The 23321-nt window shown below is 68.3% G+C and carries 24 protein-coding genes and 1 riboswitch; of the genes, 12 read left to right on the top strand and 12 right to left on the bottom strand.

Features of this window, described 5'->3' with window-relative positions; genetic code table 11:
• Nucleotides 1–52 precede the first annotated feature (52 nt).
• From gcvH to ACI3KS_RS09110, 5 genes are all read right to left on the bottom strand, one after another.
• Entirely contained in the window at nt 53–433 is a 381-nt protein-coding gene (gcvH, locus tag ACI3KS_RS09130) for a glycine cleavage system protein GcvH (protein WP_404917435.1), read from the bottom strand.
• The gene (gcvT, locus tag ACI3KS_RS09125; protein WP_404917433.1) at nt 430–1536 is read right to left on the bottom strand and encodes a glycine cleavage system aminomethyltransferase GcvT; all 1107 of its coding nucleotides are present in this window, start codon (nt 1534–1536) and stop codon (nt 430–432) included. The genes gcvH and gcvT overlap by 4 nt, the downstream gene beginning before the upstream one ends.
• Nucleotides 1537–1770: 234 nt before the next feature.
• Nucleotides 1771–1865, bottom strand: a riboswitch (glycine riboswitch).
• A 38-nt stretch (nt 1866–1903) separates the two neighbouring features.
• Complete coding sequence (locus ACI3KS_RS09120) at nt 1904–2803, bottom strand: carbohydrate ABC transporter permease (protein WP_404917431.1); 900 nt, start codon at nt 2801–2803, stop codon at nt 1904–1906.
• Complete coding sequence (locus tag ACI3KS_RS09115; RefSeq protein WP_404917429.1) at nt 2800–3759, bottom strand: carbohydrate ABC transporter permease; 960 nt, start codon at nt 3757–3759, stop codon at nt 2800–2802. The genes ACI3KS_RS09120 and ACI3KS_RS09115 overlap by 4 nt, the downstream gene beginning before the upstream one ends.
• A 57-nt stretch (nt 3760–3816) precedes the next feature.
• Nucleotides 3817–5157, bottom strand: a complete 1341-nt coding sequence (locus ACI3KS_RS09110; RefSeq protein WP_404917427.1) for an extracellular solute-binding protein — start codon at nt 5155–5157, stop codon at nt 3817–3819.
• 222 nt (nt 5158–5379) lie between these two features.
• Here ACI3KS_RS09110 and ACI3KS_RS09105 point away from each other — a divergent pair, with 222 nt between their 5' ends.
• From ACI3KS_RS09105 to ACI3KS_RS09075, 7 genes are all read left to right on the top strand, one after another.
• The gene (locus ACI3KS_RS09105; RefSeq protein ID WP_404917501.1) at nt 5380–6090 is read left to right on the top strand and encodes an NrtR DNA-binding winged helix domain-containing protein; all 711 of its coding nucleotides are present in this window, start codon (nt 5380–5382) and stop codon (nt 6088–6090) included.
• On the top strand, nt 6087–7448 hold the full coding sequence (gene nadA / locus ACI3KS_RS09100) for a quinolinate synthase NadA (protein WP_404917425.1): 1362 nt from the start codon (nt 6087–6089) through the stop codon (nt 7446–7448). The genes ACI3KS_RS09105 and nadA overlap by 4 nt, the downstream gene beginning before the upstream one ends.
• A 1-nt stretch (nt 7449) precedes the next feature.
• The gene (gene nadB / locus ACI3KS_RS09095) at nt 7450–8943 is read left to right on the top strand and encodes an L-aspartate oxidase (RefSeq protein WP_404917423.1); all 1494 of its coding nucleotides are present in this window, start codon (nt 7450–7452) and stop codon (nt 8941–8943) included.
• A complete protein-coding gene (gene nadC, locus ACI3KS_RS09090; protein WP_404917421.1) occupies nt 8943–9794 on the top strand; it encodes a carboxylating nicotinate-nucleotide diphosphorylase in 852 nt (283 codons plus the stop codon). The genes nadB and nadC overlap by 1 nt, the downstream gene beginning before the upstream one ends.
• Nucleotides 9794–10915 (top strand): cysteine desulfurase family protein, encoded by a 1122-nt coding sequence (locus ACI3KS_RS09085; RefSeq protein WP_404917419.1) that lies wholly within the window; start codon nt 9794–9796, stop codon nt 10913–10915. Before nadC ends, ACI3KS_RS09085 begins: the two co-directional genes overlap by 1 nt.
• A gap of 89 nt (nt 10916–11004) precedes the next feature.
• On the top strand, nt 11005–11949 hold the full coding sequence (locus ACI3KS_RS09080) for a glycosyltransferase family 2 protein (protein WP_404917417.1): 945 nt from the start codon (nt 11005–11007) through the stop codon (nt 11947–11949).
• Between the two features lie 23 nt (nt 11950–11972).
• The gene (locus tag ACI3KS_RS09075) at nt 11973–12746 is read left to right on the top strand and encodes an SDR family NAD(P)-dependent oxidoreductase (protein ID WP_404917415.1); all 774 of its coding nucleotides are present in this window, start codon (nt 11973–11975) and stop codon (nt 12744–12746) included.
• A 27-nt stretch (nt 12747–12773) separates the two neighbouring features.
• On the opposite strand, the gene ACI3KS_RS09070 is transcribed toward ACI3KS_RS09075, so the two are convergent.
• A complete protein-coding gene (locus tag ACI3KS_RS09070) occupies nt 12774–14852 on the bottom strand; it encodes an ABC transporter ATP-binding protein (protein WP_404917499.1) in 2079 nt (692 codons plus the stop codon).
• Nucleotides 14853–15025: 173 nt separating this feature from the next.
• On the opposite strand from ACI3KS_RS09070, the gene ACI3KS_RS09065 reads away from it, so the two are divergent.
• Nucleotides 15026–16501 carry a DHA2 family efflux MFS transporter permease subunit gene (locus ACI3KS_RS09065; protein WP_404917413.1) on the top strand — a complete coding sequence of 492 codons (1476 nt, stop codon included), beginning with the start codon at nt 15026–15028 and terminating at the stop codon, nt 16499–16501.
• A 27-nt stretch (nt 16502–16528) separates the two neighbouring features.
• Here ACI3KS_RS09065 and ACI3KS_RS09060 read toward each other — a convergent pair whose 3' ends face one another.
• Entirely contained in the window at nt 16529–16672 is a 144-nt protein-coding gene (locus tag ACI3KS_RS09060; protein WP_404917411.1) for a hypothetical protein, read from the bottom strand.
• A gap of 106 nt (nt 16673–16778) precedes the next feature.
• On the opposite strand from ACI3KS_RS09060, the gene ACI3KS_RS09055 reads away from it, so the two are divergent.
• Nucleotides 16779–17363 (top strand): 1-acyl-sn-glycerol-3-phosphate acyltransferase, encoded by a 585-nt coding sequence (locus tag ACI3KS_RS09055; protein WP_404917409.1) that lies wholly within the window; start codon nt 16779–16781, stop codon nt 17361–17363.
• 32 nt (nt 17364–17395) lie between these two features.
• Nucleotides 17396–17893, top strand: coding sequence for a DUF6328 family protein (locus ACI3KS_RS09050; RefSeq protein ID WP_404917407.1), 498 nt, complete (start codon nt 17396–17398; stop codon nt 17891–17893).
• Nucleotides 17894–17938: 45 nt separating this feature from the next.
• Here the strand turns inward: ACI3KS_RS09050 and ACI3KS_RS09045 are convergent, their stop codons facing one another.
• Nucleotides 17939–18466 (bottom strand): Dps family protein, encoded by a 528-nt coding sequence (locus ACI3KS_RS09045; RefSeq protein ID WP_404917405.1) that lies wholly within the window; start codon nt 18464–18466, stop codon nt 17939–17941.
• A 165-nt stretch (nt 18467–18631) separates the two neighbouring features.
• On the opposite strand from ACI3KS_RS09045, the gene ACI3KS_RS09040 reads away from it, so the two are divergent.
• Nucleotides 18632–18928 carry a Fe-S cluster assembly protein HesB gene (locus tag ACI3KS_RS09040; RefSeq protein ID WP_404917403.1) on the top strand — a complete coding sequence of 99 codons (297 nt, stop codon included), beginning with the start codon at nt 18632–18634 and terminating at the stop codon, nt 18926–18928.
• A gap of 52 nt (nt 18929–18980) precedes the next feature.
• On the opposite strand, the gene ACI3KS_RS09035 is transcribed toward ACI3KS_RS09040, so the two are convergent.
• Nucleotides 18981–19622 carry a DUF1345 domain-containing protein gene (locus ACI3KS_RS09035; protein WP_404917401.1) on the bottom strand — a complete coding sequence of 214 codons (642 nt, stop codon included), beginning with the start codon at nt 19620–19622 and terminating at the stop codon, nt 18981–18983.
• Between the two features lie 61 nt (nt 19623–19683).
• Nucleotides 19684–21342: a ribosomal protection-like ABC-F family protein gene (abc-f, locus tag ACI3KS_RS09030; protein ID WP_404917399.1), complete on the bottom strand. Its 1659-nt coding sequence runs from the start codon at nt 21340–21342 to the stop codon at nt 19684–19686.
• Nucleotides 21343–21426: 84 nt separating this feature from the next.
• On the opposite strand from abc-f, the gene ACI3KS_RS09025 reads away from it, so the two are divergent.
• Nucleotides 21427–21771, top strand: a complete 345-nt coding sequence (locus ACI3KS_RS09025; RefSeq protein ID WP_404917397.1) for a LysR family transcriptional regulator — start codon at nt 21427–21429, stop codon at nt 21769–21771.
• Nucleotides 21772–21793: 22 nt separating this feature from the next.
• On the opposite strand, the gene ACI3KS_RS09020 is transcribed toward ACI3KS_RS09025, so the two are convergent.
• Together ACI3KS_RS09020 and ACI3KS_RS09015 are read right to left on the bottom strand one after the other, a co-directional pair.
• On the bottom strand, nt 21794–22354 hold the full coding sequence (locus ACI3KS_RS09020) for an alpha/beta fold hydrolase (protein ID WP_404917395.1): 561 nt from the start codon (nt 22352–22354) through the stop codon (nt 21794–21796).
• Between the two features lie 137 nt (nt 22355–22491).
• Nucleotides 22492–23310 carry a DNA-formamidopyrimidine glycosylase family protein gene (locus ACI3KS_RS09015; RefSeq protein WP_404917393.1) on the bottom strand — a complete coding sequence of 273 codons (819 nt, stop codon included), beginning with the start codon at nt 23308–23310 and terminating at the stop codon, nt 22492–22494.
• Between the last annotated feature and the right edge of the window lie 11 nt (nt 23311–23321).

The following is a 23321-nucleotide window of genomic DNA, read 5'->3' as shown; positions in this document are numbered from 1 at the left end:
GTGCGGACTCGGGCGTTCCGATGTGACGATCGGCGAAGGAGACCACTCGGGATCAGCCCTCCGTCAGCGCGACGTAGGCGTCACGGTCGAGCAGGCCATCGAGCGCACCGTCGGTGACCGAGACCTTGATGAGCCAGCCGGCGGCGAACGGCTCGGCGTTGACGAGCGAGGGGTCGTCGACGACGGCGTCGTTGATCTCGACGACCGTGCCGCTGACGGGTGCGTACAGTTCGCCGACCGACTTGGTCGATTCGATCTCACCGACCACGGACCCCGCCGTGATCTCGGTGCCCACGGCGGGGAGCTCGACGAACACGACGTCGCCGAGCTTCTCGGCCGCGTAGTCGGTGATCCCGATGGCCACGACGGAGCCCGCCGAGGCATCGATCCACTCGTGCTCTTCGGTGTACGTGAGTGCGCTGAGGTCGGTCATTTGGTCCTCCGGTAGAAAGGCAGAGCGGTCACGGTCGCGGGGATCCTGGTCCCCCGCACATCTAGGAATACTGCGGCGCCCTCGTCTGCGGAAGAGGGGGTCACGTAGGCCATCGCGATCGGATGGCCGAGAGTCGGGCTGAGCGCGCCGCTGGTGATCTCGCCGAGCACTGCTCCGCCCTCGTCGACGACGCTGTAGCCGGCGCGTCCCGCGCGCTTGCCCTCGGCGACCAGACCGACGAGCACGGGGGCGTCCGCTGCGGGTTCGACGGCGTCCTTGCCGACGAATTCCTCCTTCGCGGTGACGACGACACGTCCGAGGCCGGCCTGCGCGGGCTTGGTGTCGAGGGTCAACTCATGCCCGTACAGCGGCATCCCCGCCTCGAGGCGCAGCGTGTCGCGAGCCGCGAGCCCTGCCGGGATGAGACCGAGGGGCGAACCCGCCGCGAGGATCTGGTCCCAGAGCGTCGCGGCATCGGCCGCGGTGACGAGCAGTTCGAAGCCGTCCTCACCGGTGTAGCCGGTGCGCGCGAGCAGGAGCGGACGGCCCGCATAGGTCGCCGTCGCCCAGGCGTAGTAGCGCTGTTCGCTCCACGGGATGCTGACGTCGCCGATGCCGGCGGTCGCGGCGAGGATCGTCTCGGCCTGCGGCCCCTGCACGGCGATCAGCGCGTAGTCGTCGGACACGTCGGTGATCACGACGTCGTAGTCGGAGGTCCGGGCGAGCAGCGCTTCGCGCACGGCATCCCGGTTCCCCGCGTTGGAGATGACGAGGAAGTCGTCGTCCTCGAGGCGATAGACGATGACGTCGTCGATGATGCCGGCGGTCTCGGCGAGAAGCAGCGAGTACTTCGCCTTGCCCACAGCCAGCGCCGACAGGCGCCCGGCGAGAGCGTAGTCGAGGAACTCGCCGGCCTGCGCACCGCGCACGGTGAACTCGGCCATGTGCGAGATGTCGAAGATGCCGGCGGCCTGCCGCACCGCGTGGTGCTCGGCGAGATCCGAGATGTAGCGCACCGGCATCTGCCAGCCGCCGAAGTCGGTGAACGAGGCGCCGAGAGCCTCGTGGCGCTCTCTGAGTGGTGTGAACCGTTGATCGGACATGGAGTTCTCCCGTGCGTGGGCGGGTGGAACGACGAGATCGCCGTCCCCTGGAACTCCCCCTCTGTCATGGGCCTGAGAGCTTCGCCCGGATGCTCGGGCTTTCACCGTCGGCGGATCCGTGGGCGGACGAGGTGGAGACTCGCGGAGTGCAGGTCGCCGGGGTTTCGACTCGGGCGCGAACGCCCTCGCTCAACCCGATTTCTCGCTTTGCTTGAAATCGCTTTTCAGAGTGGCCGGACTCACGCGGTACGCGTACCTGAGAGATTGGCGGGGAGGCTTGCTCCTTCGGTGCCCGGCTGAATTCGCCGGAGCTCTCCCGCGTGGGTCGTGCGGCCTGTGTTCGGTTGTGCTGTCAGTGTACCGGCCGTCAGCCCTTCACCGCACCCGCCACCAGGCCGCTGGTCATGCGTCCCTGCACGATCACGAAGAAGATGATCACCGGGATCGCGACGATGGTCGAGGCCGCCATCACCTGTCCCCAGTCGATCGCCTGGGTCGCGCTCTGCTGCACGAATCCGCGCAGCCACAGCGGCAGCGTGCGGTTGTTCTCCATGATGACCAGGGCCACGGTGAACTCGTTCCAGCACTGCAGGAACGCGAACACACCGGATGCCACGAGTCCCGGAGCGAGCAGGGGCAGGGTGATGCGGACGAAGGCCTGCGTGCGGCTGAGGCCGTCGATCATCGCCGCTTCTTCGAGCTCGGCGGGCACGCCGGCGACGAATCCGCGCAGCATCCAGATCGTGAACGGCACGACCGCCGCGACGTAGAGGATGCTCAGGCCCAGCACGTTGCTGAGCAGACCCAGGCTCGACATCATCTTGTACTGCGCGATGAACAGCCCCTCGGCCGGAAGCATCTGAATGAGCAGGATCGTGACGATGAACGACACCCTCCCCCGGAACCGGAAGCGGCTGATCGCGATCGAGGCGAGGAACGCGAAGGTCAGACAGACGGCCACCGAGAGCAGGGTGACCCCCACGCTGACGGCCAGCGCCGAGAAGAACGACGGGCTGAGGACCTTCTCGAAGTTCGACAGCGACCCGCCGATGGGAACAAACGTCGGCGTCGACGACTCCAGCGTCGCTGTCGAGAGCATCGACGAGTTGATCATCCAGTAGACGGGGAAGGCCCAGATCGCGGCGATCACGACGGCGAGGATGCTGAGCAGCAGCATCCCGATGCGGAGGGGGCGCCGGCGCGACGGGGTCGTGCCCCGGGCCTCCGACCTCTCGGGAGCACGGACGGGAGTGGCGAGCGCGGTCATCGGGTCTCCTCCTTGACGAGGCCCCGCACGTAGAACCAGCTCAGGGCGATGGTCAGTGTGAGCACGAAGATCGACATCGCGGCACCGCCGCCGAAGTCGAGGCCGGCGACGCCGGTCTTGTAGATATAGGTGCCGAGCAGGTCGTAGTCGGTCGACTTGGGACCGGCATCCTGCAGCAGAGTGATCTGGGCGAACACGCGCAGATCCCAGATGAGGTTCAGCAGCAGCACGATCGCGATCACCGGTTTCAGCACGGGGAAGATGATGAATCGGAATCGCTGCAGAGCTCCCGCACCGTCCAGCTGGCTGGCTTCGAGCACCTCGCCGCTCACCTGGGTGAGCCCCGCATAGGCGGAGAAGGCGACGAACGGCACCGACATCCACACGATGATGATCGACGCGACGGTGAAGAACAGCAGAGGGGTCGACCCGATCCAGTTGAACCCGATCATGTCGATGCCGGGGATCTGGCTGAGCAGATGGTTCACGACGCCGCGCTGGCGGTCGAAGAGCCAGATGAACACGGTCATCGCGGCGATCACGGGCATCGCCCAGGCGAGCAGGAGCGCGATCTGGAGCGCGAATCGCGCGACCGCATGCACCTTGGTCATGAGCAGGGCGAGCAGCACTCCGACGACGATCGTGATGAACGCCGTCACGAGGCAGAAGACCACCGAGCGGGCGGTGACCGCCCAGAATGTGCCGTTCTGAGCGATCGCGATGTAGTTGGCGAACCAGACGAAGTCCGGAGCCTTGCCGCCCAGCTGCTGCATCGCTCCGTACTTCTGGAACGACGTGACGACTTGCCACACCACGGGGTATCCCATGCCGAGCAGCAGCACGAGCACCGCGCCGAGGATGAGCAGGTAGGGCGCGATCTTTGCGCGGCGCACCGCGGCCTCGGGCGAGGAGACGCCGCCGCGGCGGCGAGGAGGAGAGACGACGGAACCGGCCATGTCGTTGATGCCTGTCTAGAAGGGGCCCGGGGCGCAGGTGCGCCCCGGGCCGATGGATCAGCCGTTGATGATGGCGTCGATCTTCGCGTCGTACTCCTTCGCGAGTTCGGTCACGTCACCGCCGTCGGCGACCTTGCCGAAGAACTCCTCCAGGATCTTCTGCCCTTCGACCGCCGCCCAACCGGGCGCTGCGGGCGTGAGCTTCGACCCCAGGGCGGAGTCGACGAGCGCCTGTGCGAACTGGTCGTCACCGAGGTCGCCGACGAAGTCGACGTTGGCCGGGCCGAGGCCGTTCTTCGCGAGCAGTGCCTGGTAGTCGTCGGAGAAGATGATCCGCATCAGCTCTTTGGCGCCCGCCTGGTTCTCGCTCTTGGCCGAGATCGCGACGTTGGAGCCACCCGCGAACACCGGTGCGACGGATCCTTCCTCGACACCCGGAAGCGGGAAGACGCCGAACGTGGCGTCGTTCCACTCGCGCACCTCCGCGCCCTCGTCGTTCTCGCCGGTGTAGTCGCCGACCGACCAGTGCGCCCAGCCGGGAGCGATGATCGTGGCGGCGGTGGGCGCCGCCCCGTTCTTGTCGTTGTTGATGTTGATCCAGGGAGTCGAGTCGTCCTCCGTCGCCGGTGCGTTCGAGGCGTTCTCGAAGATGTCCTGGAACTGCTCGAGTCCCTCGATGGACTTCGGGTCCGAGAGCGAGGACTTCCAGGTGCCGCCGTCCTCGACGGCGAGCTCGCCGCCGTTCGCGAAGATCCAGGAGATGCCGTTGCGCCAATCCTGGCCTCCGATGTAGAAGCCCGACTGCGCGTCGGTGCGCAGCTGCTTCACCGAGTCACCGAACTCGGCGAGGGTCGTCGGGACCTCGAGGCCCGCGGCCGTCCAGATGTCCTTGCGGTACGTGATGTAGCGCGAACCGAAGTAATAGGGCAGTGCGTACTGCTTGCCGTCGACCTCTCCGACCTCGACGAACGAGGGAAGCAGCTTGTCTCCGCCGAGATCCTCGTAGATCGGGCTGAGATCGGTGAACGCGCCGGCGGTGGTGAACGTCGGCGACCACGTGTTGCCGATCTCGGTGACGTCCGGAGTGTTCGCGGCATCCGGGAGCTGGTTGGTGAGCTTTGTGAGCGCGTCGCTCCAGTCCTGCTGTTCGATCGTCAGCGTGCCGCCGGTCGCATCGGCGTATGCGTCGACCAGGTACTCGCGCGCTTCGTCGGGTGTGTCACCGCCCATGACCCAGAACGTGATGTCCTGGCCCTGTGCGGCGTCGGTGTCGAAGCCGGTGGCCTCGGCCGCGCCAGCCCCTCCTCCGTCACCTGAGCACGACGTCAGGGTCAGCGCGAGGACGGATGCCCCCGCGAGTGCTGCGAGGGCGACGGGTCGCCTTCCAAATCGGATCATGCTGTGGTTCCTCTCGGTGCTGCAGTGCAGGAGGGCTGGGGATACGGGCTGTCGAGGACCCGTGCAAACCCCGGGAGGGGTTTGTTAGGACAGTAACCTAACAAATTCACCCCCGGGTGACAATGCTCCGGCGAGGGCGTGCATAACGTTTCGGCCACAGCGATCCGAATGCGCACTAAAGGTGTGGACGACACTAAGATGGACTCGGAGGTTAAGGTACTTATGACTCAAAGCATCCGCGTGGCCGTCTCCACCGTCATCCTGACACTGCGTCGCACCGAGGCGGGCACACCCGTGCTCGCGCTGCCTCTCGTGCTGCGCACCCGCGAGCCGTTCGCCGAGCAATGGGCGCTTCCCGGCGGGTGGTTGACCGCGGCAGAGTCACCGGTCGATGCCGCCGCGCGGACCCTGGCCGAGACCACGGGACTCTCCCCCAGCTACCTCGAGCAGCTCTACGCCTTCGGGGCCGTCGACCGCTCCCCCACCCGCGTCGTATCGATCGTGTATTGGGCGCTGCTGCGTCAGGACGACGTCGACGCCCAGATCGCCGCGCATCGCGCATCCGGGCTCGCCCCCGAGAACGTGCGCTGGTTCGACATCGACTCCCTGCCAGAGCTCGCCTTCGATCACACCCGGATCGTCGACTACGCGCTCTGGCGCCTGCGCAACAAGGTCGGCTACAGCCGCGTCGCGCACGGGTTCCTCCCGGCCGAGTTCACGCTCGCCGAGCTCCGAGAGGCCTACGAAGCCATCCTCGGGCGCACCCTCGACCCGGCGAACTTCCGCCGTCAGGTCGAGACGTCGGGGAACCTCCTCCCCACCGATGACTTCCGCACCGGAAGCCACCGCCCTGCACGTCTGTACCGCTACAACACCGATGTCGCGCTGGCCGATCGCGGCCCGCTCGGCCCCGAGGAAACGAGCATCCGATGACCCCTCCCACCTGGGTTTCTGCCCCTGCACTCCGGGTTGCTGAGCCTGCCGAAGCACCCCGCATCGACCCCTCCGTCGATCACCAGCTCCAGGCGATCGTGACCGGCGCGTCGACAGATGAGATCTGCAGCACCGATCTCGCCGTCGGCCCCTGGGACTTCGACACGCGGCCCGGCTACGGACCCGGTTCGTCGATGGGCGACGTGATCCCGACGGGATCCCCACGCCAGGGCGAGCTGCCCCTCGAATACCGCGAGGCGGAGGAGGCCGAGCTCGACGCGCGCATCCGCGCCGCGAAGCTCGCACTCGGCGATCGCGTGGTCGTGATGGGGCACTTCTACCAGCGCGAGGAGGTCGTCCGTCACGCCGATTACGTCGGCGACTCCTTCCAGCTCGCGACCGCGGCGAAGGGGCGCACGGATGCCGAGGCCATCGTGTTCTGCGGGGTGCACTTCATGGCCGAGACGGCCGATCTGCTGTCGACCCCCGACCAGGCGGTGATCCTGCCGAACCTCGCGGCCGGGTGTTCGATGGCGGACATGGCCGACATCGATCAGGTGGAGGACTGCTGGGAGCAGCTCGCCGAGATCTACGGCGACATGGACGCGGTGGATGACGAGGGTCGGGTGCCCGTGATCCCGGTCACCTACATGAACTCCTCTGCGGCGATCAAGGGCTTCGTCGGCCGGCACGGCGGCATCGTGTGCACCTCGTCGAACGCGACGACCGTGCTGGAGTGGGCCTTCGCACGCGGACGCCGCGTGCTGTTCTTCCCCGATCAGCACCTCGGACGCAACACCGCCAAGGCGATGGGCGTGCCGCTCGAGCGGATGCCGATGTGGAACCCGCGCAAGGCGCTCGGCGGTTCGACCGCCGAAGACCTCGCCGAGGCGCAGGTCATCCTGTGGCACGGATTCTGCTCGGTGCACCGCCGCTTCACGGTCGCGCAGATCGACCAGGCACGCGCCGAGCACCCCGGTGTCCGCGTGATCGTGCACCCCGAGTGCCCGATGGAGGTGGTCGATGCCGCCGATGAAGCAGGCTCCACCGACTACATCCGCAAGGCGATCGACGCCGCCACCACGCCTGCGACCTTCGCGATCGGCACCGAGATCAACCTGGTCCGACGGCTCGCCGCACAGTATCCACAGCACGAGATCTTCTGCCTCGACCCGGTCGTCTGCCCGTGCTCGACCATGTACCGCATCCACCCCGGCTACCTCGCGTGGGTGCTCGAGGAGCTCGTCGCCGGGCGCACTCCGAACCGGATCACGGTCTCCGACGACGTCGCCGCACCGGCGCGGGTCGCCCTGGAGCGGATGCTGGCAGCCAAGCCGCCCGTCGCGGTGGGGGCCTGACATGCACGTCGTCATCGTCGGTTCCGGCATCGCCGGCCTCACCGCTGCCCTGCACGCGCACGAGGCCGGTGAGCACGTGACGATCGTGACCAAGACCGCTCTGGGCGACGGCTGCACTCCGCTCGCACAGGGCGGTGTCGCCGGCGTGTACGGCCCCGGGGACTCCCGCGAACGGCACGCCGCGGACACGATGGATGCCGGTGCAGGACTCTCCGATCCCGCGGCCGTCGATGTGCTCGTCCGCGACGGCGCCGAACGCATCGCCGAGCTGATCGCCCGTGGGGTGGCCTTCGATCGCAGCCCCGACGGCGAGCTCCTGCTCGGTCGCGAGGCCGCGCACAGCCGCGCACGGATCGTGCACTCCGGTGGCGATGCCACCGGCGCCGCGATCGCGCGCGCCCTCGTCGCGGCCGTGCGAGGGACGACGATCACGATCATCGAGCAGGCGTTCCTCGTCGACCTCCTGGTCACGGAGGGCGCGGTGCACGGCATCCGTCTTCTGCGCGACGGAGTCGAGAGCGAGCTGCAGGCGGATGCCGTCGTGCTCGCAAGCGGCGGGGCGGGGCAGCTGTACGCGCACACGACGAACCCGCTCGGCGCCACCGGCGACGGCATCGCTGCGGCGATCCGTGCGGGGGCCCGCGTCGATGACCTCGAGTTCGTGCAGTTCCATCCGACCGTGCTCGCATCGGGCCCCGCTTTCCTCATCTCCGAAGCCGTGCGCGGCGAGGGCGCGACGCTGGTCGACGACGACGGCCGACGATTCGTGTTCGACTCGCATCCCGACGGCGAACTCGCGCCGCGTGACGTCGTCGCCAGAGCGATCGCGCGACGTTCGGCTGCGCAGGGAGGTCCGGTCCGGCTCGATGCGACCGCGCTCGGTGCCGACCGGCTGCGCGAGCGATTCCCGACCATCGACCGCGTGACGCGCGCGCGGGGGTTCGACTGGTCGGTCGAGCCGATCCCGGTCACGCCGGCCGCACACTATCTGATGGGCGGCGTCACGACGGATCTCCACGGCCGCACGAACTTGCGCGGCCTCTTCGCGGTCGGCGAGGTCGCGCGCACCGGCGTCCACGGCGCCAACCGACTCGCCAGCAACTCGCTGCTCGAAGGAGCCGTCTTCGGCGCGCGCGCCGCGGCTGCGCTGAGCGCACCATGGCCTGCGGTCGCCGACGGGCAGGTCCCGTCGGCGACCGTCCCTCGTCTCGCTTCGGATCGCGACGTCGACGGGACCGCCTCCGTGTTCACTCGAGCAACTCTGCAGCAACTGATGTGGGACGAGGTCGGTCTGCTGCGCACCACTCGCGGGCTCGAGCACGCACGGGGTCTGCTCCGCGCCTGGCGTGCGGGTGCCCCCGCCCCCGCGTCCGCGGCGGAGCACGAAGACGCGAACCTTCTGCTGCTGGCCGACGCGACGGCGACGGCGGCGCTCACCCGCTCGGTCGGCGTCGGCGCCCACCACCTCGAAGCCCCCGAACTGGAGAGAGTCTGATGCTCACCACCGCCATCGTCACCCGCGTCGTGGGCGCGGCCCTCGAAGAGGACGCCCCGTGGGGCGACCTCACCAGCACGACTTTGCTGCCTGCTGACGCCACAGCGACCGCCGATCTCGTCGCACGCGAGTCGGGCGTCTTCAGCGGAGGGGATGTGTTCGCCGCGGCGTTCAGACTGACGGATCCCGCGGTCGTGATCGACGTGCACGTCGGCGACGGCGACGAGTTCGAGCAGGGCGATGTGCTGGCATCGGTGTCCGGCTCTGCGCGCAGCATCCTCACCGCCGAGCGGATCGCACTGAACTTCACGCAGCGCATGAGCGGGATCGCGACGGTCACCGCGCAGTACGTGCGGGCGATCGAGGGAACCAGCGCCCGCATCGCCGACACCCGCAAGACCACACCGGGCCTGCGGGCGTTCGAACGGCATGCCGTGGCATCGGGCGGCGGCCGCAATCATCGGTACTCGCTGTCGGATGCCGTGATGGCGAAGGACAATCACCTCGCGGTCCTGCAGCGCTCAGGGGTGGATCTCGGCACCGCGCTCCGAGAGGCGCTGTCGCGGCTGCCGCACACCACGCACGTGGTCGTCGAGGTCGACCGCCTCGACCAGATCTCCGCGGTCCTCGATGGCGGAGCGCACACCGTTCTGCTCGACAACTTCTCTCTCGACGACCTGCGAGCAGGCGTGGAGCTCATCGGCGATCGCGCCCAGGTCGAGGCCTCGGGGGGCGTCGACCTGGGCACCGTCGCCGCAATCGCCGCCACGGGCGTCGATGTGATCTCGGTGGGCGCGCTGACGCACTCGGCGCGCGCTCTCGATCTGGGTCTGGACGTGCGGATCGACTGATGCTGTACCTCGACCACGCCGCGACCTCACCCGTCCGTCCTGAGGTGCTCGAGGCGATGATGCCTTATCTCAGCGGCGTCTTCGGCAACCCGTCGAGCCACCACACGGTGGGCGAGGCTGCGGCGAGCGCGCTCGACGACGCCAGAGCGAGGGTCGCCAGGGTGCTCGGCATGCGCGCGGGAGACGTGGTCTTCACCGGCGGTGGCACCGAGGCGAACAATCTGGCGGTGAAGGGCATCGCGCTGGCGTCCGGGCGTCGCCATCTCGTCGTCTCGCCGATCGAGCACGAGTCGATCCTCGAGTCCGTGGAGTATCTGCGGCGGTTCCATGGCTTCGAGGTGTCGGCTCTGCCGGTCGATGCCGTCGGCCGGATCTCCGCGGATGCCGTGGCCGCGGCGATCCGGGACGATACGGCGCTCGTCGCGCTCGGGCATGCCAACAACGAGATCGGCACGGTGCAGGACGTCGCGGCGATCGCCGCGGCGACCGCCCGCGCTCCCCTGCATGTCGATGCGGTGCAGTCCGCGGGCTGGCTGCCGCTGGCAGGGCTGGGAGCGGATGCCGTCGCGATCGCAGGTCATAAGCTCGGCGCGCCGAAGGGCATCGGCGCACTGGCGGTCCGTGGACGTGTGCCCCTCGAACCGCTGCTGCACGGTGGCGGACAGGAGCGGGGCCGACGTTCGGGCACCGAGAACGTCGCGGGTGCGGTCGCGCTCGCGACGGCTCTTGAGCTGGCGGAAGCGGAACGCACCTCGATGTCGGCACGTGTCGGCGCGTCGACAGCGAGGTTCATCGCCGCAGTGCTCGGTGCTGTGCCCCGCGCGTCGCTGACCGGAGACCCGGTGCACCGGCTTCCCGGAACGGCCAGCTTCACGTTCGCGGGCACGAGCGGCGAGGCGGTGCTGCTGGAACTGGAGCGTCGCGGAGTGGTCTCGTCCAGCGGATCCGCGTGCGCGGCGGGGAGTGACGAGCCTTCGCAGGTGCTGCTCGCGTGCGGCATCCCTCCGGAGGTCGCCCAGACGTCGGTGCGCTTCACGTTCGGGCGCGCTCCCCTTCCCGACGACGCCCCGGAACGCCTTGCCGCGCTCGTGGTCGAAGCCGTGCGCTCCGTCGCAGGCTGACATCCTTCGTCTCGCTCCGCTCCCTCAGCGACGGGAACCCGGTTCCTGAGCGACGAGCCCAAGGACTCCCCCGACCATAGACTCGGCACGTGACTGGATCCGCCCCACTCGTGACGATCATCGTGCCAGGACGCGACATCGCCGCCTTCGCACCGGCCGCCCTCGACTCACTCCGAAACCAGACCGAGCAGCGCTGGACCGCCATTCTCGTCGACGACGGCTCGACAGACGACACCGCCGAGATCTTCGCCGCGGCTCGCGAGGACTCGCGCTTTCGACTGATCCGGCACCCCGACTCCCGCGGACTGGGTGCCGCCCGGAACGCCGCGCTCGAGCTCGTGGACACGCCGTTCCTCGGCTTCCTCGACGGCGACGACGAACTCTCTCCGACCGCTCTCGATCGGTTCCTGACCACTCTGCAGACGACCCAGAGCGATTTCGTCGCCGCCGCGTACGTCCGCTCGCGCTTCGACGGCACGACGTACGTGTCCGGCCGGGTGCAGCCGTGGGTCGCCGCCGCGACCGATCCTCAGCGCCTCGCGACGACCATCGTCGAGCACCCGCACGCCTCGTCCAACATCGTCGCCTGGTCGAAGGTGAGCAGGACCGGATTCTGGGACGATCTGCGTTTTCCCGAGGGCGTCGCCTATGAGGATCAGCTCGTCGCACAGCGGATGTACACCGGCGCGCGTGCGTTCGACGTGATCCCCGACGTCGCGGTGCATTGGCGCCTGCGCGCCGACGGCACGTCGATCACCCAGGGCAAGGCGCGGCTGCCGGTGCTGCGCGACTATCTCGGCGCTCTGCGCGGTGGCATCCGCACTCTGCATGATGCAGGGGCCAGCGCAGCGGTGCGGGCTAGGCTGGAGCTCATCCTCGCGATGGATGTGCCTCCGCTCCAGGAGATCGCCGGCACCCACCCGGACCCCGCCTACTCCGCGGAGGTCGCGGCGTTCGTCGCAGAGCTCAGGGCACTTCCCGAGTTTGCCGACGCCCACCCCGATCCGACTCTCGCCGACGCCCTCGCCTGGTGAGCGTCCCCGCTGTCAGGAGCACCATGAACTCGTATCTCGCCGACCTCTTCTCCCTCGAGGGCCGCACCGCCGTCGTCACCGGAGGAAGCTCGGGCATCGGTCGCGGCATCGCCGTGGCCCTCGCCAAGGCCGGAGCATCGACCGTGATCGTCGCGCGCGGCGCCGATCGCGTCAATCAGACCGTCGAGGAGTTGACGGATGCCGGATGCCGGGCCGTCGGTGTCATCGGCGACCTCAGCACCCGTGCCGGCATCCACGCCGTCGCGGATGCCGCGGCCGAACCCTACGGAGCTCCCGACATCCTCGTGAACTCGGCCGGCATCAACATCCGCCCTCCGTTCGCCGAGATCACGGAGGACGACTGGGACGCGACCATGACGGTCAACGCGCTCGCGCCGTTCCTGCTGGGGCAGCGCTACGCCGTCGGTATGGCCGAACGAGGCTACGGACGGCTCATCCACATCAGCTCCCAACAGGCCCACAGGGCGTTCGTCGGCAGCGGCATCTACGGCGCCTCGAAGGGCGCGGTGGAGTCGCTCATGCGCTCCGAGGCCGAGGCCTGGGGCGGCACCGGCGTCACGAGCAACACGCTCGTCCCCGGGTTCGTGCTGACGCCGCTCAACGCGCGGCTGCAGGAAGACCCCGAGAAGATCGCGACCCTCGCTGCACGCACCATGATCGGTCGCAACGGCCTGCCGAGCGACTTCGCCGGCGCGGCGGTGTTCCTCGCCGGTGCAGGCTCCGCCTACGTCACCGGCCACTCGCTGTTCGTCGACGGCGGCATGTCGGCGCACTGAGTTCGCTCAGGCGCCGCACCTGCCAACTCATGCCTCGCCGGGGTGCGCCCCTTCTTCGGGGTGCACCCGTTCGTCGGGGCGGTTGGAATCCAGCAGCGGCACCGTGGCGGTGAGCGCGGCGACGGCATCCGCTCCCGCTGACCCTTCGGGCGCCCTGTCCGCACGGCGGTCGGCGAAGGCCGCAGCAAGGCCTCCCGTCACGACCTCCTCGATCTCGGTCTCGGTCTCGAGCACCCGCGAGGCGGCGACCTGCTGCGCAGCCAGTTCGGCGTACAGACCGCCCAGGGCGAGCAGTTCGGCGTGCGTGCCCGACTCGACGATCCGTCCGGCGTCGAGCACGTGGATCACGTCGGCCCCCATGATCGTCGACAGACGGTGTGCGATCGTCAGAGTGGTCCGCCCCTTGGCGGCCTCATCGAGCGCCTCCTGCACGACCCGTTCGGACACCGTGTCGAGCGCCGAGGTCGCCTCGTCGAGCAGCAGCACCGGTGGATCCTTGAGCAGCACGCGGGCGATCGCGATGCGCTGCTTCTCACCGCCGGACAGCCGATACCCGCGCTCGCCGACGACGGTGTCGTAGCCGTCCTGGAACCCGGAGATGATGTGGTGGATGTTCGCCGCCGTACAGGCGGCGATGAGCTCCTCCTCCGTCGCCCCGGGCTTGGCGTACATGAGGTTCTCGCGGATCGTCGCGTGGAACAGATAGGTCTCCTGCGACACGATGCCGACCTGGTCGATGATCGACGCCTGCGTCAGCGTGCGCACGTCGGCGCCTGCGAACCGCACAGAGCCGCCGTGCGCCTCGTACAGACGGGGAGCCAGGTACAGCACGGTCGTCTTGCCTGCGCCGGAGGGTCCGACGAACGCGACGTGCTGACCGGGCTCGGCGACGAAGGAGACCCCCTGCAGCGTGGGTCGAGCCTCGTCCGACGCATCCGGATAACGGAAGACGACCTCATCGAACTCGATGCGCCCGCGCGGTCCCGGAGCCTCGGCGACCGTGATCGCGTCGGGTGCGTCCTGGATCTCGGGCACGAGATCCAGGTACTCGAAGATGCGCGCGAACAGCGCCGAGGAGGTCTGCAGGTCGAGGGAGACCCGCATGAGCCCCATCAGGGGCATGAGCAGCCTCGCCTGGACGGTGGTGAACGCGACGATCGTCCCCGCGGTGATGGCGCCCGTACCCCCGGCGACCAGATACCCGGCGACGAGGTAGATGATCGCCGGCACGCTCGCCATGATCACCTGCACGACCGCGAAGAACCCCTGGCCGCTCATGGCCCGGCGCACCTGGAGGCGCACCTGGTTGCGGTTCTCGGACTGATAGCGCTCCGACTCGGTGCGCTGCCGGTTGAACGACTTCGACAGCAGCATCCCCGACACGCTCAGGGTCTCCTGCGTTATCGAGGTGAGCTCCGAGAGCGACTCCTGGGTCTCGCCGGCGATGCGCGCCCTGACCTGTCCGACGCGTCGTTGCACGAGGATGAGGAACGGCATGAGCACGACGGCGATCAGGGTCAGGCGCCAGTCGATCAGGATCATCGCGACGAGCGAGGCGATCACCGTGACGACATTGCCGAGGATGCTCGTGACCGTGTTCGTGAGGACTCCGGACACCCCGCCCACGTCGTTCTGCAGGCGGGACTGGATGACGCCCGTCTTGGTTCGGGTGAAGAAGCCGAGCTCCATCGCCTGGAGGTGCTCGAACAGCCGGCCCCTCAGGTCGCCGGTGACGCTGTTGCCCACGGTCGATGTGAGCCATGTCTGTGCGACGCCGAGTGCTGCCGACAGCAGGAACAGGGCGATCATCGCGATCACGAGTTCGAGAAGGAGTCCGAGTTCGGGAGCACCGCCATCGAGAGGGAAGAGCGCGTCGTCGAAGATGCGCTGCACGATGAGCGGCGGTACGACGGCGACGCCGGCGCCGACGACGACGAGCACGGCGGTCACGAGGATCCGCCAGCGGTAGGCCCGGAAGAGATCGACGACACGGCGCCCGAGGCCGGCGATCTTCGGAGCCTCGGCGTTCTGCCGCCGTTGGGCGTCTTCGTCCACGCCGCGGAAACCGCCTCCGCCGCGGGGTCCCCCGCCCATTCCGTGGCCCATGCTCATACCCGCCAGCGTACTCAGGGGTGACGACATCGAGCTCGGTCCGCGGAGACTCCGCTGTGAGCGGATTCCTGGGAATCCGGAATGAAATGTCCGATGCCCCCGTTACGCTTTATGACTCTGGTGCGCTCGCACGATCTCTTCTTCTTCCTGCCTTCTGGAGGCCGCCCATGTCTGCCGTCGAAACCGGCTCCATCCCGACGACCCCCGCTCCCTCCGGTCTCATCCCCCGCAGCGACATGCGGGTGATCTGGTTGCTCCTCGTCGCCGCGTTCGTCGCGATCCTCAACGAGACGACCATGGGCATCGCGATCCCGCATCTCAACGACGATCTCGGCATCCCACCCGAGCTCGGCCAGTGGCTGACCAGCGCGTTCATGCTGACCATGGCCGTCATCATCCCGACGACCGGGTTCATCCTGCAGCGGTTCACGACCCGCCAGGTGTTCATCGCGGCGATGACGCTGTTCTCGGCGGGAACCCTGATCGCCCTCGTGGCACCGGGCTTCGAGGTGCTCCTCCTGGGACGCGTCGTACAGGCCGCAGGCACGGGCATCATGATGCCGCTGCTGATGACGACGATCATGAACGTCGTTCCCGCCCAGTCCCGTGGCCGCATGATGGGCCGCGTCGGTCTCGTGATCTCTCTCGCTCCCGCCATCGGCCCGACGCTCGCGGGTGCCGTGCTCGAGACGCTGAACTGGCGCGCCCTCTTCGCGATCGTCCTGCCGATCGCGATCGTCGCCCTGGCGATGGGTGCGAAGTGGATGACCAACCTCGGTGAGACGCGCAAGGTCCCCCTGGACGTCATCTCCATCCCACTGGCCGCCCTCGGCTTCGGCGGCATCGTGTTCGGTCTCAGCCAGTTCGGTAGCCACGGCGGCTCCGGAGAGCTGACCGGCATCATCTCGCTCGTCGTCGGTGCCGTGGCTCTCGGGCTCTTCGTCTGGCGTCAGCTCGTACTGCAGCGCGTCGACGACGCCCTGCTCGATCTGCGCGTCTTCCGTTCCGTCAACTTCACGTTCGCGGTCATCATCATGACGATCCTGGCTCTGTCGATGTTCGGCACGCTGACGCTCCTGCCCCAGTACCTGCAGAAGGTCGTCGGCCTCAACGCCCTCGAGTCCGGTCTGATCCTGCTTCCGGGATCCGTGCTCATGGGACTTCTCGGACCGATCATGGGCCGGGTGTACGACGCGCGCGGTACGCGTACCCTCCTGGTCCCCGGAACGATCATCGTGTCGGCAGCGCTGTTCTACTACTCGACCGTCGGCGACCACACGGTGTGGTGGGTGCTCATGATCGTGCAGGCCGCGATGTCGGTCGGACTGGCGATGTCGTTCACGCCGTTGTTCTCGGCGTCGCTCGGTTCCCTCGACCGCTCTCTGTACTCGCACGGCTCTGCGGTGCTGAACACCCTGCAGCAGGTCGGGGGCGCTGCCGGAGTCGCGGTCCTCACCGTCACGTACTCGGCGATCCTGCACGCCGGCGAGCAGGAAGGTCTCACGACAGCGGCGGCCGGTGCCCCCGGTGCGCGGATGGCGTTCCTCATCGCCGCGATCATCTCGTTGGCCGCGGTCGCGCTGAGCGCGTTCGTCCGCAAGCCTGACGAGAGCGGTGAGCCGGGCATGCACGCCGGCCACTGATCGCACCGCTGCGGCGGCGTCTTCTACTTACTGCGTCTTCGGCGCGGGGAAGTGGCAGACGCCGCCGCTGCAGTATCCGACGGCGGCGTCGTCGAGGAGGTTCAGCGCACCCGGCAGCGGTGCGAGCACACTCGGGGTGTCCTGCACCGTGGGGTCCTGTGTCTCAGCCATCCTTCGATGGTACGCCTGTGCGGCACATGCGGCTCGCTTGTGCGGGCCCCTCCTGCAGCACCGCACGCACGGCCGATCGACAGCGTCTCTCCCTTATCGTGAACGGATGCTCCCTCGACTCGTCGCCCGCTCGTTCTGGATGCTCAGCCGTTGGAAGCTCGTCTCCGAGCCGGCACCGACACGACCGACCGTACTCATCGGCGCCCCGCATACGTCGAACTGGGACTTCGTCCTCATGCTCGCGATCGCGTGGCGCCTGGGGGTCGACGTGCATTGGCTGGGCAAGAAGAGCCTGTTCCGCGGGTGGCGCGGTCCGATCATGCGCCGAATCGGCGGCATCCCCGTCGATCGGGACGATCCGGCCCGTGTCGTCGCCGATGTCGTGCGCGATGTCCGTTCCGGTGCGGTGTTCGGCCTGGTGGTCACTCCCGACGGAACCCGGGGCGGCAACGAATACTGGAAGAGCGGCTTCTACCGCATCGCCCGGGAGACCGGGATGCCGGTGACCCTCGGGTACGTCGACAGGACGACCATGACCACGGGACTCGGGCCGACATTCGATCTCAGCGGCGACATGCGCGCCGACATGGATCGCATCCGCGCGTTCTACGCGGATAAGTCGGGCGTGCGCCCGGAGCGGCGGACCGTGCCGCGGCTCCGCGATGAGCCCCCGCCCGTGTCAACTCCCTAGACGCGCCCCTACGAGGTCACGACACTGGGAGGATGAGCAACTCCTCCCCCGTCGACGACCGCGCTGACGGACGCGACGAGACGCCCAACGAGCGCGCGGACCGCAACTGGGACGAACTGATGCAGGAGCTGCGTGTCATGCAGACGGGCACACAGATCCTCACCGGGTTCCTGCTGGCCGTCGCCTTCCAACAGCGGTTCGAGGATCTCGATGAGGTACAGCACGCTCTCTATGTCTCACTCGTCGTCATCGCCTCGATCGCCACAGTGCTGGCCCTCGCACCCGTCGGAATGCACCGGGCGCTGTTCGGGCGCCGCCGCAAACCGGAACTCGTGCGGATCGCCGCGAAGATCGTGCGGATCGACCTCTTCGTGATCGGGATCCTGACGGCCGGGGCGATGACCCTGATCGTGGACTTCACGACGACGCGAGCTGCGGGGATCGTCACCCTCGTGGTGTCGTTGGTCGCGGTGGTCGCGCTCTGGCTGTGGCTCCCCCGAACCGTGCGCCACATGGACGCGAGCTCCTGAGCGGACCGGAGGGCGGGCCCTGAGCGGCGCCCGCCCTCCGGCTCGTCAACGCCCGGCCGGGGTGCGGTTCTCCGCGCTCACCATCCATGCGAACTGCTCCAGGCGCTCGATGATCGCGTGCAGCACATCGGCGGAGGTGGGGTCTTCCTCATCGACCCCGTCGTGCACGTCACGCAGGGTCTGCACCGCCGCCTCGAGGCGCTCGGTGACGAGGTCGATCGTCTCCTCTGTCGACACTTCGCCCGTCGGGAACGCGGGGAGCGATGTCGAGGCCGCGACCGTGCTGCTGCGCCCGTCGGGCACGATGTGCAGAGCTCGCATCCGCTCGGCGACGGTGTCGCTGAAGACACGAGCGTCGTCGATGATCTCGTCGAGCTGACGATGCGTGTCGCGGAAGTTGCGTCCGACGACGTTCCAGTGCGCCTGCTTGCCCTGGCTCGCGAGTTCCAGCAGGTCGACGAGAACGGATTGCAGGGCTTCACCCAACGCCGCAGAGGCGGTGAAGCCGGCCTCGGCGTTCTGCTGACGTGTCTTCTTCGCTGTGCGCTGGGGGGTCGTGTTCTTCTGTGCCATGGTGTGTCCTCCTGTCCGTCACGCTAGGGCGACGACAGCGTCGCGACGGAGGGCCTTGACACGTGATCGCCGACGACACAAGGGGGTGGCTCGCCGCTCTGTCCGCGGGGATCGTGGCCCCGGACATGCCGCGACCGCGACGTGAACCGATAGGAAGGACACCCCGTGCTCACCCTCACCGATAACGCCACCTCCATCGTGACGACGCTGGTCAGCCGACAGAGCGAGGCGCCGGAAGCCGGGCTCCGCATCCATTCGACCGACGCCGCGGCTCCCGGCGGGGCACGCCTGGCGGTACTGGTGGCGGACCATCCCGAGCCGTTCGATCAGATCGTCCAGCTCGCCGGAACGAGACTCTTCATCGACGAGGACGCGGCTGTCGCCCTCGACGACAAAGTCCTCGACGCGGGCATCGACGAGACGGGAGCGGTGTCGTTCTCGGTGCTCCCGCAGACGGAATGACAGCACCGGCAGAGCGGATGGCGCGCGCCGAGACGACGGCACCGCTCGGAGTTCACCCCAGGCCGATGACGAGGTTGATGATCGAGGCCAGGATGACCGTGCCGAACATGTAACCGAGCAAGGTCTGTGCGATCACCACGCGACGGAACTCGTTCCGGGTGATGTTCGTGTCGGACACCTGATAGGTCATTCCCAGGCCGACGGAGAAGTACACGAAGTCGGTGTACTCGGGATCCTCCTGCTGATTGAAGTCGATGCCGCCGACCGGGTCCGCGTAGTACATCCGGGCGTAGCGCAGCACGTACTCCGTGTGGATGAGCGCCCACGACGAGACGACGCTGAGCACGGCGATCCCGGCGAGTACGTATTCCTCTGCTCGAGGGGCGTCCCGAGCCTGGATGATGACGATGAGCACCGCACTCAGACTGACGACGCTGCCGGCGATGGAGATGAGCCGCGCGACTCGTCGTCCCGGCGCCTCCAGCGTCGCATGCTGCCTCGTCGCCTCGGCATCCATCCGCCAGATCAGCGCCAGGACCCAGATCACGTTGACGAGCGCGAACACCCCCCAGCCGGTGAGGACGCCGGCGGCGACTCCGAAAATCGCGCCCACGGCGATCCCGGCCGCGATTCCACAGCCGATCGAGAGGAGGGCACGCAGGCGGACGAACGTGCGGACGGATGCCGAGGACATGGGTGGATGCTATCGAGACCCGGGGGCGGGAGCCCTCAGCCAGGCCGTGATCGCTCGGCGATCAGATCTCGGCGAGCCGTCCGTCTTCGACGCGCCACTGGCGATCGAGTCGCACGGTCTCGAGCATCCGCCGATCATGGGTGACCAGCAGCAGCGTGCCGTCGTAGCTGTCGAGCGCCTGTTCCAGCTGCTCGATGGCCGGAAGATCGAGGTGGTTGGTCGGCTCGTCGAGCACGAGGACGTTGGTCCCTCGCGCCTGCAGCAGCGCCAGCGCGGCGCGGGTCCGCTCCCCCGGGGAGAGTTCGTCGACGGCGCGCCCGACGTGATCGGCGCGGAGGCCGAACTTCGCGAGCAGCGTGCGGACGTCGGCGGTCGTGAACTCCGGCACCAGGGCCTCGAATGCCTCGGCCAATGGTCGCTCACCGATGAACAGCGATCGCGCTTGGTCGATCTGTCCGACCTCCACGCTGGCGCCGAGGCTGGCTGCCCCCTCATCGGGGGTCTGGGTGCCGAGAAGGGCGCGGAGCAGGGTGGACTTGCCCGCCCCGTTCGGCCCGGTGATGCCGATGCGCTCGCCGGCGTTCACCTGGATCGAGACAGGACCGAGGGTGAAGCCGCCCTGGCGGTAGACGGCCGAGCTGAGCGTCGAGACGACCGAGCTCGAACGCGGGGCCGCGGCGAGCGACAGCTCCAACTGCCACTCTTTGCGGGGCTCTTCGACCTCATCGAGCCGCGCGATCCGGCTCTCCATCTGCCGCACCTTCTGGGCCTGCTTCTCGCTCGACTCCATCGAGGCCTTACGGCGGATCCGATCGTTGTCGGGTGCTTTCCGCATGGCGTTGCGAACGCCCTGGCTCGACCATTCGCGCTGGGTGCGGGCGCGGGCGACGAGATCAGCCTTCTTGTCGGCGAACTCCTCGTACTTCTCCCGAGCCTGACGGCGCAGGGTCGCGCGCTCCTCGAGGTACGCCTCGTAGCCGCCGCCATAGACGCGATTCGTGTTCTGCGTGAGGTCGAGCTCCAGCACGCGGGTCACGCTGCGGGCGAGGAACTCGCGGTCGTGGCTGACGAGAACGACACCGCCACGGAGGCCGCGGACGAAGCTCTCGAGACGCTCCAGACCGTCGAGGTCGAGGTCGTTGGTCGGCTCGTCGAGCAGCACGATGTCGAAACGCGAGAGCAGCAGAGCGGCAAGTCCGACGCGAGCCGCCTGCCCGCCCGACAGCGACGTCATCTCGCTCTCGCCCGCGGTGCCGAGATCGAGACCGAGCTCGGTGAGCACCGCGGGAATTCGCTCCTCGAGGTCGGCGGCTCCGCTCGCGAGCCAGCGCTCGAGCGCCGCGGAATAGGCGTCAGCAGGATCGATGCCTTCGGGGGCGAGAGCCGGGTCACCGAGGGCGAGAGCCGCAGCATCCATCGCCGCTGTAGCGTCGGCGCACCCGGTGCGCCGGGCGATGTAGTCGGAAACCGTCTCCCCCGCGACCCGCTCGTGCTCCTGCGGCAGCCAGCCGACGAAGGCGTCAGCCGGAGCGAGCGACACCGTGCCCGCCTGCGGCTCGTCGACGCCGGCGAGCAGGCGCAGCAGCGTCGACTTTCCCGCACCGTTCGCTCCGACCACGCCGATCACGTCGTCCGGCGCGACGGTCAGGTCGAGTGAGTCGAAGAGGGTGCGATGACCGTAGCCACCGGCGAGGTCGTGGGCCACCAAGGTCGCGGTCATCCGTCCATCCTCCCATCCAGCGAGCGGTCGGCCGCGTACGCTGGAAGTCGTCCGCAGCCCGTGCGGCGCGGAAGGACTCTCCCCGTGAACATCACTCAGCTGCGGCGCTTCGTGGCCGTCGCCGACGCTCTCCACTTCCCTCGGGCGGCGGATGCTCTGGGAATCCCGCTCGCGTCGCTGTACACCTCCATCGAGAAACTGGAGGAGGAGGTCGGCCATCCGCTGATCACCCGGGGTGCGAACACGCGGGTGACCCCCGCCGGGATGCTGCTGCTGGAGGAGGCTCGCGTACGTATCGCTGCCGCGCCCGAACCGGAGGCGAAACAGGTCGTCCGAGCCGGCGGCAAGGCGAAGGCCTCGAAGGGCAAGGGACGTGCCCCGATCGTCAAGGGCCAGCCGAAGCCCTACAAGAAGCGCCAGGGGCGTTAGGCCCCGGCCCCTCTGTCGGACGTCAGTCCCAGTCGAGGTACTCCTCGATGATGAAGCCGGTGTCGATCGGGTGGTGCACCGGGAAGAGGTGGTCGCCCGCGATGGTCTTGATGCTCGAGCGGTCGGGCACCGTGGCCTGGAGGCGCTCGGCGTTGGCGGCCGGGGTGACGGTGTCGTCGGTTCCCTGCACGATCAGCACGGGGATCGCCGGGGCGACGGGGATGTCGACGTCTTCGACGCCCAGCAGCAGCAGGCCGTTGGCGCGTTCGGGGTGCGCGGCGACGAGTGCCCGCGCGATCGTTCCGCCGAAGCCGTGACCACCGATCCAGGCGTCCTCGAGACCCGCGGCATCGATGATGTCGATCGCGTCCTGCACGCGCTCATCGAGGGTCGCATCGCCGGCGCGGTGTCCGATGCGCAGCACGTGGAAGCCCGCTTCCTCGGCCAGGTAGTGCGACACGACGCTCAGCACGTCAGCCGTGAAGCCGGCCTCCTGGATGAGCACGAGCTTGACCGGCCCCTCTCCCTCATCGCCGAAGAGGATCGCGCGGCCGTCGGGTTCGAAGGTCTGAGTGTCGGTCATCTGCGTCGGTCTCCTCGCGCGGTTCGGTCTGGTCGAAAGCCTCATCCAGCGTAGCCGTTGTCGGGGAAGGGCCTCCTGAACCGGCTGCCATCACGCGGTGTTCACTCCGATCACACCTCCGCGTCAGAGCTCGCTTCTCAGGCCGGCGGCGCCTGGCAGTGCGGGCAGAACTGGGCGGATGCTCCCCCAGACGGCAGATCGACGATCGTCGTGCCGCATACCGGGCACGGTTCTCCCCCGCGGCCGTGCACGATCATGGCGCGCACCTTCGCCTCCTTGAGTTGAGAAGGCGGCAGACCGCGACGCTGTTCGACCGCACCCCGCATGACGTCGACGATGGACAGGAACAGGCGTTCCCTGGCTGCATCATCGAGCACCGAAGCGTGAACGGTCGGCGACAATCGTGCACGGTGAAGGATCTCGTCGGAGTAGGCGTTGCCGATCCCAGCGAACGATGCCTGTTCCTGCAGGAGCGCCTTGATCTGCTTCCGGCGAGTGCCGAGGGCCCGGTCGACGTCGTCGCGGACGAAGCCGGGATCGAGTGGATCGGGACCGAGCGCGGAGATCCCCGCCGCGTCGGTGGGTGAGTCGACGACAGCAGCCGTGACCGCCAGAAAGGATCCGGTGTCGACGATCTGCATGACTGCTCCGTCGTCGAGCGTGACCCTTGCGACCTCGGGAACGGCCTCGTCATCCGGAGACTCTCCTGGCGAATGCCAGCGGATCCACCCGTTTCGACCGAATCCGATCATCAGCCATCCACCGTCGGTTTCGACGCCGAGATGTTTGCCGAAGCGACGTACTCCGTCGATGCGCGCGCCGATCAGGGAGCTCGGCGGCCGATCGCGCGTCTTGACGATGCGGAACTCTGCGATGTCGACCTCCGCGATCACGCGGTCGTGCGTCCGCTCGTCGAGGAACTCGACGAGCACCTGAACCTCCGGCGACTCTGGCATGCGCCCATCAT

The organism is Microbacterium sp. ZW T5_45, assembly GCF_044987415.1.
GTDB lineage: Bacteria > Actinomycetota > Actinomycetes > Actinomycetales > Microbacteriaceae > Microbacterium.
Note: the sequence above shows the minus strand (reverse complement) of the source record. Positions and strands in the feature narration are given on the sequence as shown.

What these genes read in the sequence shown, in the direction of transcription:
- nadB (WP_404917423.1), top strand. Translation starts at nt 7,450, where the DNA reads ATGCACGTCGTCATCGTCGGTTCCGGCATCGCCGGCCTCACCGCTGCC.
- abc-f (WP_404917399.1), bottom strand. Translation starts at nt 21,342, where the DNA reads ATGACCGCGACCTTGGTGGCCCACGACCTCGCCGGTGGCTACGGTCAT.
- gcvH (WP_404917435.1), bottom strand. Translation starts at nt 433, where the DNA reads ATGACCGACCTCAGCGCACTCACGTACACCGAAGAGCACGAGTGGATC.
- nadC (WP_404917421.1), top strand. Translation starts at nt 8,943, where the DNA reads ATGCTCACCACCGCCATCGTCACCCGCGTCGTGGGCGCGGCCCTCGAA.
- ACI3KS_RS09070 (WP_404917499.1), bottom strand. Translation starts at nt 14,852, where the DNA reads ATGGGCCACGGAATGGGCGGGGGACCCCGCGGCGGAGGCGGTTTCCGC.
- ACI3KS_RS09120 (WP_404917431.1), bottom strand. Translation starts at nt 2,803, where the DNA reads ATGACCGCGCTCGCCACTCCCGTCCGTGCTCCCGAGAGGTCGGAGGCC.
- ACI3KS_RS09045 (WP_404917405.1), bottom strand. Translation starts at nt 18,466, where the DNA reads ATGGCACAGAAGAACACGACCCCCCAGCGCACAGCGAAGAAGACACGT.
- ACI3KS_RS09075 (WP_404917415.1), top strand. Translation starts at nt 11,973, where the DNA reads ATGAACTCGTATCTCGCCGACCTCTTCTCCCTCGAGGGCCGCACCGCC.
- ACI3KS_RS09035 (WP_404917401.1), bottom strand. Translation starts at nt 19,622, where the DNA reads ATGTCCTCGGCATCCGTCCGCACGTTCGTCCGCCTGCGTGCCCTCCTC.
- ACI3KS_RS09105 (WP_404917501.1), top strand. Translation starts at nt 5,380, where the DNA reads ATGACTCAAAGCATCCGCGTGGCCGTCTCCACCGTCATCCTGACACTG.
- ACI3KS_RS09055 (WP_404917409.1), top strand. Translation starts at nt 16,779, where the DNA reads ATGCTCCCTCGACTCGTCGCCCGCTCGTTCTGGATGCTCAGCCGTTGG.
- ACI3KS_RS09060 (WP_404917411.1), bottom strand. Translation starts at nt 16,672, where the DNA reads ATGGCTGAGACACAGGACCCCACGGTGCAGGACACCCCGAGTGTGCTC.
- gcvT (WP_404917433.1), bottom strand. Translation starts at nt 1,536, where the DNA reads ATGTCCGATCAACGGTTCACACCACTCAGAGAGCGCCACGAGGCTCTC.
- nadA (WP_404917425.1), top strand. Translation starts at nt 6,087, where the DNA reads ATGACCCCTCCCACCTGGGTTTCTGCCCCTGCACTCCGGGTTGCTGAG.
- ACI3KS_RS09015 (WP_404917393.1), bottom strand. Translation starts at nt 23,310, where the DNA reads ATGCCAGAGTCGCCGGAGGTTCAGGTGCTCGTCGAGTTCCTCGACGAG.
- ACI3KS_RS09020 (WP_404917395.1), bottom strand. Translation starts at nt 22,354, where the DNA reads ATGACCGACACTCAGACCTTCGAACCCGACGGCCGCGCGATCCTCTTC.
- ACI3KS_RS09110 (WP_404917427.1), bottom strand. Translation starts at nt 5,157, where the DNA reads ATGATCCGATTTGGAAGGCGACCCGTCGCCCTCGCAGCACTCGCGGGG.
- ACI3KS_RS09065 (WP_404917413.1), top strand. Translation starts at nt 15,026, where the DNA reads ATGTCTGCCGTCGAAACCGGCTCCATCCCGACGACCCCCGCTCCCTCC.
- ACI3KS_RS09050 (WP_404917407.1), top strand. Translation starts at nt 17,396, where the DNA reads ATGAGCAACTCCTCCCCCGTCGACGACCGCGCTGACGGACGCGACGAG.
- ACI3KS_RS09085 (WP_404917419.1), top strand. Translation starts at nt 9,794, where the DNA reads ATGCTGTACCTCGACCACGCCGCGACCTCACCCGTCCGTCCTGAGGTG.
- ACI3KS_RS09115 (WP_404917429.1), bottom strand. Translation starts at nt 3,759, where the DNA reads ATGGCCGGTTCCGTCGTCTCTCCTCCTCGCCGCCGCGGCGGCGTCTCC.